Origin of the sequence: Pseudobdellovibrio sp. HCB154 (assembly GCF_046267985.1) — a bacterium.
GTDB lineage: Bacteria > Bdellovibrionota > Bdellovibrionia > Bdellovibrionales > Bdellovibrionaceae > Pseudobdellovibrio.
In genome coordinates, this window is sequence record NZ_CP176530.1 from 2,140,156 (window position 1) to 2,155,728 (window position 15,573).

15 protein-coding genes are annotated in these 15,573 nt (G+C 40.4%); all 15 read left to right on the top strand.

Annotated elements, in window-relative coordinates; all coding sequences use genetic code 11:
• Window positions 1-147 precede the first annotated feature (147 nt).
• The 15 genes from gspC (at window position 148) to ACKWCF_RS10475 (ending at window position 15,548) form a co-directional block, all read left to right on the top strand.
• Window positions 148-1,071: a type II secretion system protein GspC gene (gspC, locus tag ACKWCF_RS10405; protein WP_409477521.1), complete on the top strand. Its 924-nt coding sequence runs from the start codon at window positions 148-150 to the stop codon at window positions 1,069-1,071.
• 11 nt (window positions 1,072-1,082) lie between these two features.
• Window positions 1,083-3,440, top strand: a complete 2,358-nt coding sequence (gene gspD / locus ACKWCF_RS10410) for a type II secretion system secretin GspD (RefSeq protein WP_409477522.1) — start codon at window positions 1,083-1,085, stop codon at window positions 3,438-3,440.
• A 21-nt stretch (window positions 3,441-3,461) separates the two neighbouring features.
• The gene (gene gspE / locus ACKWCF_RS10415; protein WP_409477523.1) at window positions 3,462-5,153 is read left to right on the top strand and encodes a type II secretion system ATPase GspE; all 1,692 of its coding nucleotides are present in this window, start codon (window positions 3,462-3,464) and stop codon (window positions 5,151-5,153) included.
• Between the two features lie 14 nt (window positions 5,154-5,167).
• Window positions 5,168-6,388 carry a type II secretion system F family protein gene (locus tag ACKWCF_RS10420; protein WP_409477524.1) on the top strand — a complete coding sequence of 407 codons (1,221 nt, stop codon included), beginning with the start codon at window positions 5,168-5,170 and terminating at the stop codon, window positions 6,386-6,388.
• Between the two features lie 5 nt (window positions 6,389-6,393).
• Entirely contained in the window at window positions 6,394-6,843 is a 450-nt protein-coding gene (locus ACKWCF_RS10425; RefSeq protein ID WP_409477525.1) for a type II secretion system protein GspG, read from the top strand.
• Window positions 6,785-7,453, top strand: coding sequence for a prepilin-type N-terminal cleavage/methylation domain-containing protein (locus ACKWCF_RS10430; protein ID WP_409477526.1), 669 nt, complete (start codon window positions 6,785-6,787; stop codon window positions 7,451-7,453). Before ACKWCF_RS10425 ends, ACKWCF_RS10430 begins: the two co-directional genes overlap by 59 nt.
• Before the next feature lie 33 nt (window positions 7,454-7,486).
• Entirely contained in the window at window positions 7,487-7,999 is a 513-nt protein-coding gene (locus ACKWCF_RS10435; RefSeq protein ID WP_409477527.1) for a type II secretion system protein, read from the top strand.
• The gene (locus tag ACKWCF_RS10440) at window positions 7,989-8,831 is read left to right on the top strand and encodes a type II secretion system protein GspJ (protein WP_409477528.1); all 843 of its coding nucleotides are present in this window, start codon (window positions 7,989-7,991) and stop codon (window positions 8,829-8,831) included. Before ACKWCF_RS10435 ends, ACKWCF_RS10440 begins: the two co-directional genes overlap by 11 nt.
• Window positions 8,831-10,114 carry a general secretion pathway protein GspK gene (locus tag ACKWCF_RS10445; RefSeq protein WP_409477529.1) on the top strand — a complete coding sequence of 428 codons (1,284 nt, stop codon included), beginning with the start codon at window positions 8,831-8,833 and terminating at the stop codon, window positions 10,112-10,114. The genes ACKWCF_RS10440 and ACKWCF_RS10445 overlap by 1 nt, the downstream gene beginning before the upstream one ends.
• A gap of 62 nt (window positions 10,115-10,176) precedes the next feature.
• On the top strand, window positions 10,177-11,895 hold the full coding sequence (pilM, locus tag ACKWCF_RS10450; RefSeq protein ID WP_409477530.1) for a pilus assembly protein PilM: 1,719 nt from the start codon (window positions 10,177-10,179) through the stop codon (window positions 11,893-11,895).
• On the top strand, window positions 11,892-12,572 hold the full coding sequence (locus ACKWCF_RS10455) for a hypothetical protein (RefSeq protein ID WP_409477531.1): 681 nt from the start codon (window positions 11,892-11,894) through the stop codon (window positions 12,570-12,572). Before pilM ends, ACKWCF_RS10455 begins: the two co-directional genes overlap by 4 nt.
• Window positions 12,572-13,540 (top strand): type II secretion system protein GspN, encoded by a 969-nt coding sequence (gene gspN, locus ACKWCF_RS10460; RefSeq protein WP_409477532.1) that lies wholly within the window; start codon window positions 12,572-12,574, stop codon window positions 13,538-13,540. Before ACKWCF_RS10455 ends, gspN begins: the two co-directional genes overlap by 1 nt.
• Window positions 13,541-13,715: 175 nt before the next feature.
• Window positions 13,716-14,174, top strand: coding sequence for a single-stranded DNA-binding protein (locus tag ACKWCF_RS10465; protein ID WP_409477533.1), 459 nt, complete (start codon window positions 13,716-13,718; stop codon window positions 14,172-14,174).
• A 74-nt stretch (window positions 14,175-14,248) separates the two neighbouring features.
• Complete coding sequence (locus ACKWCF_RS10470) at window positions 14,249-14,548, top strand: hypothetical protein (protein ID WP_409477534.1); 300 nt, start codon at window positions 14,249-14,251, stop codon at window positions 14,546-14,548.
• Complete coding sequence (locus ACKWCF_RS10475) at window positions 14,529-15,548, top strand: hypothetical protein (protein WP_409477535.1); 1,020 nt, start codon at window positions 14,529-14,531, stop codon at window positions 15,546-15,548. The genes ACKWCF_RS10470 and ACKWCF_RS10475 overlap by 20 nt, the downstream gene beginning before the upstream one ends.
• Window positions 15,549-15,573 lie beyond the last annotated feature (25 nt).

The following is a 15,573-nucleotide window of genomic DNA, read 5'->3' on the forward strand; positions in this document are numbered from 1 at the left end:
GATGCTAGATCTAAGAATAGTCCATCTAGTCTGGGATTACCAGCCCTTGGCCGCAAATCACAACCTAGGTCTAGACTTCACCTTAGTCACGTTAATCACCTAACAAGCAGCCCCCATCATTGTTATGCTGAAAACTGGAAATTGACTATGAAAAAACTGAGCGCGCAACAACGATCGACCATCCAAAAATGGGCTCTTTACGGGCTACTGCTTTTCATTGGCTTCACCGCAGCCGACCTAGGAATTATCTACGTACGTGAATACTTCCTTCCTCAATCCGCACCTCCAAAAAAAGCGCCGAAACAACAAACTTCTGGTTATGTTGATCGCAGTCAATATTCAGCTATTACGTCGCGCAATTTATTTTCTTCAAGCGGCACAATTCCTGATGCGCTTGCTGCTGTAAACGCTGAGCAACAAGAACACAAAGAAGACATTCCTGTACAATCAAGCTTACCTTTAAATTTAATCGGCACACTTGTTCACTCTGATCCCTCAAAATCAGTGGCAGCAATCGAAGTAAAATCAAAAAATATGTCGGGCTCTTACATGGTGGGAGCTGAAATTGAAAACATGGCCAAGGTTGAAAAAGTAGAACGTGGTATCGTGTATTTCAGAAATTTAAATAACGGTGGTTTAGAGTATATCGAAATCGCTAAAGGCAACACGAAAGTTAATTTTGATTCAAGCCGCCCTTCTGCTGGCCCGGTTAAAGCTGGCGGTAAAGACATTCAAGCCATTGGCAATAACACATTCCGTATCAAACGTGCGGATTTAAATAAATACTTAAACGATTTGTCGGGATTGTTAATGCAAGCACGTGCGCTTCCTAATCGTGATCCTAATACAGGTGAAATCAACGGTTATCGTTTAGTTGATTACCAACCAGGATCGATCTTTGAACAAATGGGTTTACCTCGTGGAACACTGATTAAGTCAGCTGGTGGCGAGCCGGTCAACAGCATTCAAAGTGCGATGGAAATGTTTAATAAATTAAAAAAAGAAAGCAAAGTTAAACTCGGCGTAGAGGTCAATGGATCTGACCAAGATTTTAACTATGAAATTCAGTAAAGAGGTAGAAGATGGCCTTTAAAAGAAGTGTAATTACAACAGCTGTTGTTACTAGCTTTTTAGCAGCGCAACTAACAGGAAGTTATTGCTTTGCTCAATTTGAGGATTTCCCTCCTCCACCACCAATTGATGATTTTGCAGCGCCTTCAGTGGGCGACATGCCACCTCCTCCTCCAGCAGTACCAAGCGCACCTCCATCAACAAACTTTGGTGGTAACCGTGGTGGCAACACTTCAACTCCTCGTGGTGGCGGCGCTGATAAAGTAATTTCAGCTAAAGGAACTAAATCAACTGTTTTATCTGATAAACAACGTGAGAAATTTGCGAAAGCAAATCCCGAAGACATCACGTCTGAAAACTTTCCGGAAACAATTGAATCTTTCGATTTCCCGAATGTAGATATCACTGACATTATTAAAGCGATTTCTGAATTAACGGGTAAGAACTTTATCATTGATTCAACAGTTCGTGGTAAAATCACGATCATTGCACCTTCTAAAATTACAGTTGCTGAAGCTTACAAAGCTTTCTTATCATCTTTAGCGATTAACGGTTTTACAATCGTTCCTTCTGGTGGTTTCTTAAAAATCAGAAATGCTAGATCTGCTCAACGTGACGGTATCGACATCTACTCTGGTTCGTACTACCCGAACGCCGATCAGATGATTACTAAAGTGGTTCACTTAAAACATATTTCGGCTGAAACACTTAAACAGCAATTAGGTCGTTTATTAAATTCATCTTACGGTGAAATCGAAGCTTATCCGCAAACGAACTCTATGATCATTTCAGATTTCGGTTCTTCAATTGACCGTATCATGAAGATCATTAACCAATTAGATGTTCCAGGTTTTGAAGAGCAATTAGAAGTTGTTGGTATCAAATACGCAAAATCTAAAGATATCGCTGAATTAATCGATAAAATCGTAAATAAAGGTCAAAAACCTGCAAGCACTGGTGGTTTTAATGCCGGCGTTCCGCGCTTTAGCACTGGTGGAGCTTCTTCGGGTGGTAAATCTGGTGGCGCGGCTTCTTTCTTAGTATTTCCTGATGATAGAACAAATTCTTTAATTATCGTTGGTAACAGACCTGGTATCGCTCGTGTTAAAAGACTAGTTGCTCAATTAGATTTTAAAGTACGCGCTGAAGATCAAGGTGGCGTTTACGTTTATTACGTAAAACACGGTAATGCTGAAGATATCGCAAAAACTTTATCAGAAGTGGCGAAAGAATCTGCTCCGAAAGCTCAACCAACAACAGGTTTTGGCTTTCAACCACAAGGCCAAGCTGCTGTTCGTGAAGGTTTATTCGGTGGCGAAGTTTCAATTAAATCAGATAAAAACACAAATTCATTAGTAGTTTCTGCTTCAAAACAAGATTACGAAAAAGTTTTATCTATCTTAAACAAATTAGATATTCCTCGTGATCAAGTGTTCGTTGAAGCAATCATCATGGAGATGAACCTTTCAGATGGTTTAACTTCAGGTGGTGGTTTAGTTCAGTTTAAAGAAGGTGGCGGTAAAGCTGGTTTCGCATCAAGTGCAGAAGATGTTTCTGATGTGTTAAATCCTTTATCTGGCGCAGGAAGTGCTATCTTAGGATTCTCGACAGGTTCAGTGACTGTACCTATCGATGCAGCTAACCCTTCTAAAGGTAATACAACTGTTCCGAACTTATTGGGTTACTTAAAATTCGTAAAACAATTCGGTAAAACGAATATCTTATCTACTCCACAAATTATTGCGACTGATGCTCAAACAGCAACGATCGAAGTGGGTGATAAGGTTGTTACACGTAATATCGTAACTCCTGGTACAAACGGCGCTCCTTCTCAGTCGTCCCCAGAGTTCGGCGATGCGACGATCAAAATGGAAATCAAACCGTTTATTTCTCCGACATCGAATTCAATTCGTATGGAGTTCAAACAAACAATCAACCAATTATCAAGCGTGCAAGTTCCAGCGAATTTCGCAGGATCTGTTCAACCTCTTGCAACGCGCTCTATCAATACAAACGTTGTTCTAAACAATGGGGACACTGCGGTAATCGGTGGATTGATGAAGGATGAGGATTCAGAAGAAGTAAGAAAAGTACCTATTTTAGGGGACTTACCAATCTTAGGCTGGTTCTTTAAATCGAAAAAATCAACTAAACGTAAAGTGAATATGTTAGTGTTTTTATCGCCAAAAATTATTCGTAATCGCGCAGATTCACAAAATCTGTTAACATACAAAACCGATGAGCGCTTACGTTTCTTAAAACAAAACGGCGGTAAAGATCCTTATGGTTCTACAATCGATAAAGTTTTAAAACGTGAACGTGTTCCGCAGTCGACAGGCCAAGCAGAACAACCGCAAATTAAAAAATAATTTTAGGAGTTTTAGGTTTTAATGGCTCAAATGGATATTCCACTTTTATTAGGTAAATCGACGACACTGACAACTGATCAGATTAAGTCGGTTTTAAAAAATCCGGCCACTTCCCGCCCCGTAAGTGTGGGAGAAACTTTATCTGCCCGCGAATATTCTACCGCTGAAGATTTAGTGGCCGATCTTTGCCGCGAACTTGGATTAGATTTTGTTAAAGATATCGCGGTCAGCGAAATCTCTGCAGACCTAGTGCGCGATATCCCGATCAACTATGCTAAAACTCAAGGTGTTCTTCCGTTTAAAGAAGAACCCGACACACTTTTCGCTTTAACGTCTAATCCGGTAAACACAAAAGCTCTTGATGATTTAAGAGCCTTATTCGGTAAACGCATTAAACCGATTGTAACTACGACTCAACGTCTGCAAGATGCCATCAACCGTGTGTACGAAAAATCAACTTCGAATTTATCTGGTATGGATGAAATCGAAGATGATGAAATGGATTTAGAAGATCCAATCATCGACTTACTTGAAGCCGGTGAAGATGATGCTCCGGTAATTAAGTTAGTGAACTCTGTACTCTTCCGCGCAGTTAAAGAAAAAGCCTCCGATATTCATATGGAGCCGTATGAAAAAGATATGGCCGTTCGTTACCGTATCGATGGTAACTTGTATGATATCTTTAAACCACCTAAGAAGCTTCAAAACGCAATCACTTCCCGTATTAAAGTTATGGCGAATTTAAATATCGCCGAAAAACGTTTACCGCAAGATGGTCGTATTCCACTTAAAGTTGGTGGTAAAGATATCGATATTCGTCTATCGACAGTGCCTACAACGTTCGGTGAACGTATCGTAATGCGTCTTCAAGATAAATCTTCGCAAGTACGTGAATTGCAACACGCCGGTTTTTCGCAAGAACTTTTAGATACTTTAGATGATATGATTGAAAGATCGTATGGCATCTTACTTGTAACGGGTCCAACCGGTTCCGGTAAGTCGACAACCCTTTACGGTTGTTTATCTAAATTAAATAAACCAGATATTAATATTTTAACGATCGAAGATCCGGTGGAGCAACGTATCCACGGGATTGGCCAAGTGCAAGTGAACGCAAAAATTGGTTTAACATTCGCCGCCGGTTTAAGATCGTTTCTTCGTCAAGATCCAGACATTATCATGGTGGGTGAGATTCGTGACTTAGAAACAGCCGAACTTGCAATCAACTCATCACTGACAGGTCACTTAGTGTTATCTACGATCCATGCCAACGATGCCGCCGGCGCGTTCCCTCGTTTAATGGATATCGGTGCTGAGCCTTTCTTAATTGCGACTTCTATCTTAGGAATTTTAGCGCAACGTTTAGTGCGTGTATTGTGCCCGCATTGTAAAGCGCCACACACCCCTTCTCAGTTTGAATTAGACAGTTTAGGTGTGACGGCTGCCGAAGCCAAAGGCGCAAATATCTGCAAAGCAATGGGTTGCGAACACTGCGGACAAAAAGGTTATATTGGTCGTACCATTATCGCCGAGCTTCTACCGGTCACGGATGATATCCGTTCACTGGTGATGCAACGTAAAGATGGTAATACAATTAAAAAATTAGCGGTTTCAAAAGGTTTTAAAACTTTCCGTGATCACGGTATTCAAAAAGTGATGGCGGGAATCACAACTATTGAAGAGCTATTAACTAACACGCAGATTGATATTTAGGTCGGTTAAACACTATGCCATTATACGAGTACAAAGGCTTAAGCCGCGACGGAAAAACAGTTAAAGGAACTTTAGATTCTGATAATTTAAAAGCGGCGCGCACCAAACTTAAAAAAGATGGCATTTTCGTTGTCGACATCAAAGATAAGAAAAAAGCTGCCGGCATTAAAAAATCTACGATTCGTTCGACAGGATCTGTACCCGTTAAAGATTTATCGTTAATGACCCGTCAGCTGGCCACGTTAATTAAAGCTAACATTCCGTTAGTTGATGCCTTAACCGCTATTTCTGAACAAGTTGAAAACCAAGTTTTATCTGAAGCCATTGCTGATTGTAAGAACATGGTGAATGAAGGTCAGTCTTTGCATAAAGCTTTATCTAAATACCCTCAGGTTTTTGATAAAATCTATATTTCAATGGCTGAAGCCGGTGAAATGTCAGGCACTTTAGATGTGATCTTACTTCGTTTAGCTGAATTTACCGAGGCGCAGGCTGAACTTCGTCAAAGAGTTGTGTCAGCAATGACCTACCCAATTATTATGTTGTGTGTGATCACTCTTGTGATGTTCGGTTTATTTACAAAAGTATTACCTGAAATCTTATCAATTTTTGATTCAATGCCTGATATGACTTTACCGGTAATGACTCAATATGTTGCAGCCATCTCTAAAGTTTTCGTCGAGAGCTGGTACTGGATTGCCGGTTTTATTATTATTACTGTGTTAGTTTTTTTAAACTGGAAAAACTCAACCGAAGGCCGCAAAACTTGGGATGCCATTATTCTTAAAATTCCTGTCGTTGGTGAAATTACCCGCATGGTGGCGATTTCTCGTTTTACCAGAACACTTTCTACGCTTTTAGCCGGTGGCGTACCGATGTTAAGCGCGATGGATATCGTTAGAAACGTTGTTGATAACCACGTTTTAGCTATGGCCATTGACGAAGCTAAAAGTAATATCTCTGAGGGTGAATCAATTGCCGGACCGCTTAAAAAGTCAGATCAGTTTCCACCAATTGTTGTACATATGGTGAACATTGGCGAAAAAACCGGTGATCTTGAAAATATGCTGACCTTGGTCGCGGATGCCTACGATTTCCAGGTCAAATCTAAAATCGACGGCTTAACAACATTGCTAAATCCAATCATGACTTTATTGATTGGTATTGTGATCTTTGTCATAGTAATATCTATCATTGTTCCGATGTTCGATATGACATCTAAATTAGGGGGATAATCCAAATGCTAAAACTGTTTAAATCTCAACGCTCTTCTACAATCTCTAATAACAAAGGTTTCTCTTTAGGGGAAATCATGATCGTATTAGTTATCATCGGTGGTATCATGGCAATCGTGTTACCAAAGATTCAAGATGGTCAACGTCGTGGTGAAGTTAATCAAACAAAAATGAAGATGACTGAAGTCACAACAAAAATAAATGAGTACTATGCAGAGTGCGGTAAATACCCAACGGCTCTATCTTTCATTACTGACGATGATTCAAGTTGTAAAAATTGGACTGGAAACCCTAGACAAAGCAACATTTTAAAAGATGCTTGGGGTTCAGAATTTCAATATTCAACGTCTGGCAACGGGTATAATTTATTTTCTTTAGGCCGCGACAAAAAAGCCGGTGGTTCTTCTTTTGATAAAGATATTTACTCTGACGAATCAGTCGGTAGCGAAGAGTAATTTGAGTTCTCGCTTCCGCAACTCTCAAGGATTCTCGCTGATGGAAATTATCATTGTGATAATGATCATTGGCGGAGTCCTTTCTGCTTCTCTTTCGCATATGAGTTTTGGCAGTAAAATTGACAACCGCACTGTCTTTCGCGAAATCGTTATTGCTGTCAAAGAAATCCGCAACCGCGCTAAGCTCTATAACAACACTTACCGTTTAGTTTTTAAAATCGACGAAAAACAATCTAGTTTTTGGGTTGAAAAATCTATCGCGGTTACGCTAATTGATAAAGAATTTCTAGCTAAACAACGCGAACGTGGCGACAAAGAAGACGATAAAGCTCCGCCATCACCTTTTCAGGTCGACACAACTTATCTTAAAAAAGAAAAACCACTTCCTCCAGGATATATCGTTAAACAGCTCGAAAGTGGCCCACAGGATGTGGTTATCACCGAAGGCTTAGCTTATATCCACTTCTTCCCGCAGGGCATGATTGAGCCCGTGGGCCTTCAAATTCAAGATCCGAAAAAAAACATCTGGACACTTGTCTTTAACCCTCTCACAGGTCAAGCTGATATCATAGACGGCGCAAAAGCATTACGAGACCTAAATCGTCAGTAAGCTAATACAAACAACCATCCGTTTTTGGTGTTAATGAGTTTAAAAAAACAAAAAGCATTTACGTTAATTGAAGTTGTTCTAGCTATGATGATCATGGCTTCGGGCTTACTTATTTTAACAAACTCTTGGGCTGGCACTTACACCCGTCTTAAAAAAACTCAAACACAAGTGCAACTGGCGGCTCTGCTTGAACGTAAAATCGTTGAGCTTGAACGTGAATTTAAAGGTCAACCTTTAGATTCCATCAAAGAAGAAGACACCGGCGATTTCGGTTCAGAGCTTGAAGGCTACACTTGGGAGATGAAATCCCAAAAAGTAGAATTCCCCGATTTATCTGGAATTATCGGCGGCGTTGGTGAAAATCAAAACCTAGATTTAGTTTCGATCATGAAACTTTTTTCAGAACATTTATCAAAATCAGTTAAAGAAGTTAAAGTCACAGTGACTTACAAAGACAAAAAAAAGCCGATCACTGTTGATGTGGTTTTTTATATTGTTGATTACGACCGCCCTCTTCCATTGCCTGGAGGTGCCGGTGGCTCGTAAAACTCTACGCTCGAAAAAAGCCTTCACGTTGATCGAAGTTATTTTAGCGATCAGTATTTTAGCGACTTTATCTGTTCTGGTTGCAACCGCTTTAGGCCGTGCCCTGAAAGCCCGCACAAAAATTCAAGCTGAAGTGCAAGATGTTTCAGGTCTTCGTGATGCGGTTAAAATTATGCGCGCTGATTTGTATCAAGCGTACAACCATTACGATTTTGAAAAAGAAATTATCGATTCAGCAAAAAAAACGACTCCTCGCCCCGGCCAACCAGCCGTACCGACTCCACAGGTTGATCCCAACGCTCCAGCGGCACGCGAAAATAAACGTGAAGATCCAAAAACTGATTTCGTGGGTGATACTGAGCAAGTTAATTTTGTAACTTTAAATAACGGTCGCTTTTTAGCAAACGATATTCAGGCTGACTTTGTTGAAGTGGGTTACGCTCTAAAACCTTGTAAAAACTTAACGAAAGATACTTCAAGCCAGTGTTTATTTCGCCGTGTGCAAAAAGTTTTAGACGCAGATGTCACTAAAGGTGGAACGGAATCAGTTCTTTTAGAAAATGTAAAAGAATTTAAATTACGTTATACTGGCGAGTCGAAAAAAGATTGGCAAAAAGACTGGAAAACAGTTGGTGGCCAAGATGATTCTGTGAAAGGTATTTTTCCTGACGCTGTTGAAATTACTTTAGCAATTGAACGTGAGTTACAAGGTAAAAAACGCGAATACTCGTTACAATACGTGGTTCCCCTACACTTTCCGAACAATCCTCCAAAAAAATCGGCAAATGCAACTTCAGCTAATGGGGCCCCGCCTCCGGTGGTAGGTCAGTAATGAGTTTACAAAATAATTCTTGGAAATCTCGATTAAAATTCAATCCGTTAGGCCGCTCACAAAAATTTTCTAAAAAAGGTGTGGCGTTACTTTTAGCTATGACTTCGTTAATTCTAATGGTGTTCGTAGCCAGTGAAGTTTCAACAGATTCAACGATTGAATACGTGGTGAACTCGCAAGAGATTAACCGTATTAAAGCGTTTTACTCTGCCAGAAGCTCTCTGGATTTAGCTCTTTTACGTGTTAAAGTTTACCAACAAGCTTCGCGCATGAATTTGCCACCGGGATTTTCACAGCAGATCAATCAAATCTGGCAATTCCCGTTTGCCTGGCCGCTGCCGATTACCGCTGACACTTCGATTGCCACAAAAGATGATGTCGAATCAGCCGCCAAGGCTTCGATTTTTGATGGCCAGTATACGCACACCATTACTGATGAAGGTTCTAAAATTGATGTGAATGATTTAGCTTCGCCGTCTAAAACATTACGTGAAATCACGAAAAAACAAATTTTAACGATCTTTGAATCTAAAGTTCAAAATGACGAAAAATTCCGTGAAGTTTATCAAAATTATAATTTTGGTGAATTAGTAAACCGCATTGCCGATTGGATGAGCGAGAAAAACTCTTCTGAAAATGGCGGAGACAAACGCCAACCGTTTCAAGGTTTAGGCGAAAACTACCCACCAAACCGCGGTTTTAGAACTTTAGATGAAATGCGTTTGGTTCCGGGCATGACTGAAGAGTTTTTCACACTGATGTCTGGCTCTGTAACTATCTACGGATCAAAAGCTATCAACCCAAACACAACGACTAAAGATGTTTTAAAATCGCTTGATCCGGGCATGACCGATGAAGCTGTGACCGAAGCTTTAGAGCGCCGTGATGACGAAGACAAAGGCGGCCCTTTTAAGGGAGCTTCTTCTGATGAATGCCGCAATGATTTTAAACAATTTATTGAAAGCCGCGGTGCCCGTTTAGCTCCGGAATTTGATAAAATCCCTTTTCAGTGTGATGCGGTTGTGAATTTTAAAATCGAAGCCATCGGTATGACAGGTTCTGGTAAAGGAGCTGTGCAAAAGAAGATCACAGCTTATGTGATGAATACCCAAAAAGCCGCAGCCACTATCAAAAGCTACTTAGACAAAGAGAAAAAAGAGCAAGATGAGGCTAATGGCATTCAACCAAACCCGGGTGGAAATCCTGGACCAAAACCTAGTGCCCCAGCGCAAGATCCACTTCCCAAAGGTCGACCTCGTATCGTATACTGGACAGAGCAGTAGGCTCACGCCTAACAGAGCAGTAAAAGGATTTATTGCTTCGCAACACAGTAGGAGTAAACAACATGCGCGCACTTGGTATTGATATTGGCGAAGATTCAATCAAGATTGCCGAAGTTGTTCAAAACAAAAAGTCAGTTTACGTCACTGCTGTTTACGAAAAAAAACTTTCTCAACAAGTTACCGCACATGACCGTGAAATCGAAGCCATTGAATACGTGCGCTCAATCGCGCCTAAATTAGATTTCGGTTCTGCCCGTGTGGTGATGGCTCTTAAGCAAGACAAAGTCACTGTTAGAAAAAAACAATTCCCGTTTGCTGATCGTTTAAAAATTTTAAAAAGTTTATCGTTTGAAATGGAAGAAGATATTCCATTTGATCCGGATCTTTGTTTGTTTGATGCAAAAACAATTTTAACAGAAGGCTTATCAGCCCATGTTTTAGCTGTGGCTGCCCCAAAAACTCATATCGAAAAATCTTTAAGCTTAGCTAAAGATTTCGGTGTTGAACCTTATACGTTAACTGTGGATGGCATTGCGTTTTCAAATCTACTCGAAGCTTGGGATCAAGCTCCTCCGCAATACCCAACGGCGCAAGGCCCTTTAAGTTTTAATCCTGACGAAGATGTACCTGATGTTGAAGAAACTGAAGGCGGAACAAAAATTGGAAGCCCAATCACTGTTACTTTAAACATTGGTCACAAGAAAACTTTACTTTTAGCGCAGATCGAAGGCCGTTTAGTTTTCGTTCGTAGCTTAATGTGGGGTTCTGATTATATCATTCAAGAATTCGTGCGTAAGTTTCAACTTCCGTACCTTGATGCGCAACGTATGTTACAAAACGAAGCCGCTTTACTGTTATCTAAATCTAACCAAGATTTCGAAACAGCAAATACAGCTTCAACGATTGAAAAAAGCATGCGCGATTTAGTGCGTGATTTACAAATGTCGTTTTTAGAATTGCAAAGTGAATTTCACGGCGAAATTAAAAACGTGTATTTAACTGGCGGTTTATCACTTCTTCCGAATGTGGGATCTTTCTTAACTCAGCATTTAGAAGTGGCTTGTAACCCGGTTTCTGTCTTAGATCATTTAATCGATCAAGGTTCTATTCAAACGAACAATATTCCAATCGAAGCGGTAAAATCACGCTTTGCCACGGCTGTGGGTATTGCGATCGAAGCTTTCAAAAAACCGAAGAACCCTGCCCTTCAATTTATGAAAGGCGAATTCATTGCTGAAAACAATCGTCTTAAACAGTTTTGGACAGATTGGGGCCTTGCCGTAAAAACTGCGGCAGCAGCGGTTATCGTTTTCTTTATCTGGGGAAGCTTTCGCGAATCAATGACAACAACATTAGCCGAAAAAGGTGATGAAGCACTTTCAACACAAGCTAAAAATGTAGCCCGCCTTCCACGTAAACAAGCTAACGAAAAAGGCGTAAAAAAATACATCAGCGAAAATAAAAAACGTGCGCAAGAATTTAAATTGTTAAGCCAAGTGGCCAGCATGAATTCAGCGTTAGATGTTTTAAAGAAAATCAGCGAAGTATCACCTGACAAATCACAAAGTAAAATTGATATCACGCAATTGCAAATCAGCGACGACAACGTAAAAATCGTAGGTTATGCAAACTCTCCGCGTGAAGTGACATTGTTAAATCAACGTTTAAGCACAATGGCTTTAAATAAAAAAGTTTTAGAAGAAACTCCAACATTACCAAGCCAGCCTAACCGCGTAGCTTTTTCTTTAAGTTTAAAAACTGACCGAGGATTACTTAAATGAGTCGTTTAGATGAATTAAAAGATCAACTTAAGACCTCGCTTCAAACAACTTGGGAACGCATCCAAGAATCAGAAGCTTATAACCAGCTGAATGATAAATACCAAAACTTAAGCCCGTCAGGACAAAAAGTTGCGCAAGTTGTAACAGCTATTCTACTTGCGGGTATCGTGTTCTACTCCCCGATCAGCCAATTACAGGTTTCAGGTGAACTCCTGACTCAATTTGAAGAAAAAAGAACTTTAATTCGTGATTTATTTAAAACTTACCGCGATTCATCGGGCGGCTTACAAATGGCTCCGGCCCCACAAGCTGGCGAATTGATTTCAACAGTTCAAAATTCACTTTCAAGTTCAAAACTAATTCCAGAACAAATTGTTTCAGTTAATACAACACAAGCTGAAGGCCGCTTAATTCCTGCGAACTTACAGCAAGCTGTGATTGAAGTTAAATTAGCTAAACTTAATTTACGTCAGATTGTTGATATCGGTGCGCAATTAGCCAATATTTCACAAGCCGTAAAAGTAAAAGACATGTTCATGCAAGCCAATGCGGAACTTGCCGGTTATTTTGATGTGACTTACAAACTTTATGCTTTAAAAGTTCCAGAACCTCTTCCTGAGCCAGCTCCGGAACCAGTTAATACTAAAAAGAAAAAACCTAGCGAGGGCGAAGAATAATGATGGATTTAATCATTAAAACATTTCGCTATATCTGGGCACAGAAATTTAAAATTCTGTTCACCCTGGTTTTTACTTTAGTGTTTTTATTTATTTTATTTCCGTTTAAAGATTTAAATGATTTTATTTCTGGCCAAGTTTCGCGCCTGACACAAAATGCAGTGTATCTTCAGTTTGAAGATATGCACATCAACCCTGCTACGGCGGCGATCAGCCTTGATGGCGTGTTAGTTGAAACTTCAACAATCGATGGCTTAAATGTAAATTCAATTTCAGCTTCGCCGTCTTTTGCCGCTTTATTTAAACGTCAACCGGGCGGAAAACTTGTGGCTGATGGCATCTTCGGCGGAAACGCAGAAATTAAGCTTACACCACTTGAAACTTTAGAATCAGGCGCTTTAAAAGCCAATCTTGAAGTGGCGACTGAAAATATCTCGTTAAAAAATCTTCGCGACACCATGAAGCTTTCTATTCCGCTTTCTGGTTCGACAAATATCACAGCTAACGTAACAGCTGACATGTCGTTCAAAGAACAACCTGATGGCGAAGTGTCGATTGTGATTGATAATTTTGAAATGCCTTCAACATCTCTGAACACACCTAATTTTGGTGCGGTGACATTACCTGAAATCAAATTCAAACAAGTTGATGTAAAAGGTAAATTATCGAACGGAAAACTAATTATCGAAAATGCTAAATTAGGCAACCCGTCTGACGAATTATCTGGAACAATCAAAGGCGATATCGCCATCACGATTCAAAATATCGGCGGCCAAGCGCGCCCGATGATCGGTGGTTACAATTTCAATGTTGATTTAGTCGCAAAACCTGCGTTCGTGCAAAAAGCCGGATTTTTCTTAACGTTAATTGATCAATTCAAAAAAGATGAAAAAGGCGCTAGCCGCTACCGTCTAAAGCTTCAAGCTGCAAGCACGGATCTTCCGCCATCAATGCTTCCGCTTAACTAATTAGCCTTCCATTTAGGCAGTTCCGTCTTGCGAATTGCCTTTAAACTATAGAACATTTTAAGGCCTGCTTGGATTGGTGCATTCATTGCCAAAACCCTTGGCACACGCAGAGTCGCGCTGGTTTTAGTGTTGACTCGTTTTCACAACACATACGAAATAGGTGCCTGGAGGGCATATGTCTGGAATTAACAAAGTAATTATTGTTGGCCGTTTAGGTCAAGACCCTGAGATGAAAGCTGTTGGCCAAGGTGCTACAGTAACTCGCCTTAACGTAGCGACGAGCGAAAATTGGACTGACAAGTCTGGTAACAAGCAAGAGCGCACTGAATGGCACCGTATTACGGTATGGGGTAAATTAGCCGAACTTTGCGGTAAGTATTTAGCAAAAGGACGCCAAGTTTACGTAGAAGGTAAACTTCAAACACGTTCGTGGGAAGATAATGGACAGAAAAAATACGCTACAGAAATCGTAGCTTCAACTGTTCAGTTCTTAGGTGGCGGAGCCTCAACAAATGCAGGCGCTGGTAATAACAACTACCAAAACGACTCTATGAACCAAGGTGGCGGAGATTTCAATTTCCAAGATTTCGGTCCGGAGCCAAGCTTCAACCAATCTGAAGATATCCCGTTCTAATTAATTAGACTTATTTATCGCTAAAAGCCTTTTCTTTTTTGAAAAACACGCTCAAACTTAAGGGCGTGGAAAAAATGAAAAGGCTTTTTTTATTTTTATTTCTAGTAAGTTCGTTTAGCTCGATTTTTTCGTGCTCAATTTATAAATCAGCTGACCGTAATAACTTCGAATCTGAAGTTCCCACGTTTAAAATTAAAAGTTTACAAAAACAAACTTGCTCAGCACAGTCTATCGCGTCTGAAGCTTCACAAAGCCGTTTACTTACAGCAATCGATGATGAATTTTTATGGGAACACCAAATCCAGCAAAATTCTTTTTACGAATCAACCGATTTAAAAGGCACATACTGTTTGTATGACGTTACTTTTGAGTAAAAGATTTTTTTTAATATTAGCTTTAACTTTCACGACCCTATCGGCTGAAGCCTATAAGGTAAAAGATATTAACGGTAAAAAAGTTTTAATTGATCTTGAAGGCGAAAAACTTTTTGAAGGCGACACGGTTATTTCAATTGATAAAACTTCAAGTGGCCCCGAAATCGCAGGATCAGCCAAAGTCTTACAAGTTCGCCAAACACAAGCGGTCGCAATTATTTCTGATGGTAAATTCGTAATCGGAAAAAAAGTAGCGCGTAAAGCCGCCGAACCTTCTGCGGTTGATCAAGCTAAGGCTGCCGCTAAAGAAACTGCTGTGGCAAAACCCACAAAAGCTGAAGCTGAATATCCTGAAGACGAAGAAATTTACGAAACATCCGAACAACGCCGTGATCGCATGCGCTTAGCTGGCGATGACACGATCGTTTTTCGTCGTGATATGCTAAAGGTGTCTTTATTAGGAGTTTTTGCGACAGATAAAATTTCTGCCAAACAAGCTGACGACACTTTGCCGTTTCAAGAGTGGGAAACTGTTCCGATGTCAGGCTCTGGTTCTGGCTTTGCTTTAGCGTTTGATTACCCTTCTCACTGGGGCGTCACCTTACGTGGAGTTGTCGGTCACGAAAAATTGAGCGTTTTCGGAAGATCTGTCGATAACAACGTCTGCGCCGGAAAAACCTCGTCAAACTGTATGGCCAATATCGATTACATCACCCTTGGCGGACACTTACGTTTTGATTTAAACATCAGCCGTCTTACCCTATGGGCTGCCGGCGGCATGGTTTTCAAATCGCCGACCTCTAAAGAAACCACAGCTTTACGCCAAGAAGACATTAAGGTCGCAAATTCTATTGTAGGTAGTGCTGGCTTTGATTTCGCCTTTAATAACCGCTTCTTTATGCCTTTGGCGTACGAATACCATTACTCCCTTAACAAGTCTGATACGGTTCCTGTAATCGATCACAGTGCATTTATGGTGGGTTTTGGAGCTAAATTTTAACAGATTCGTAAACATTTTATAGCCT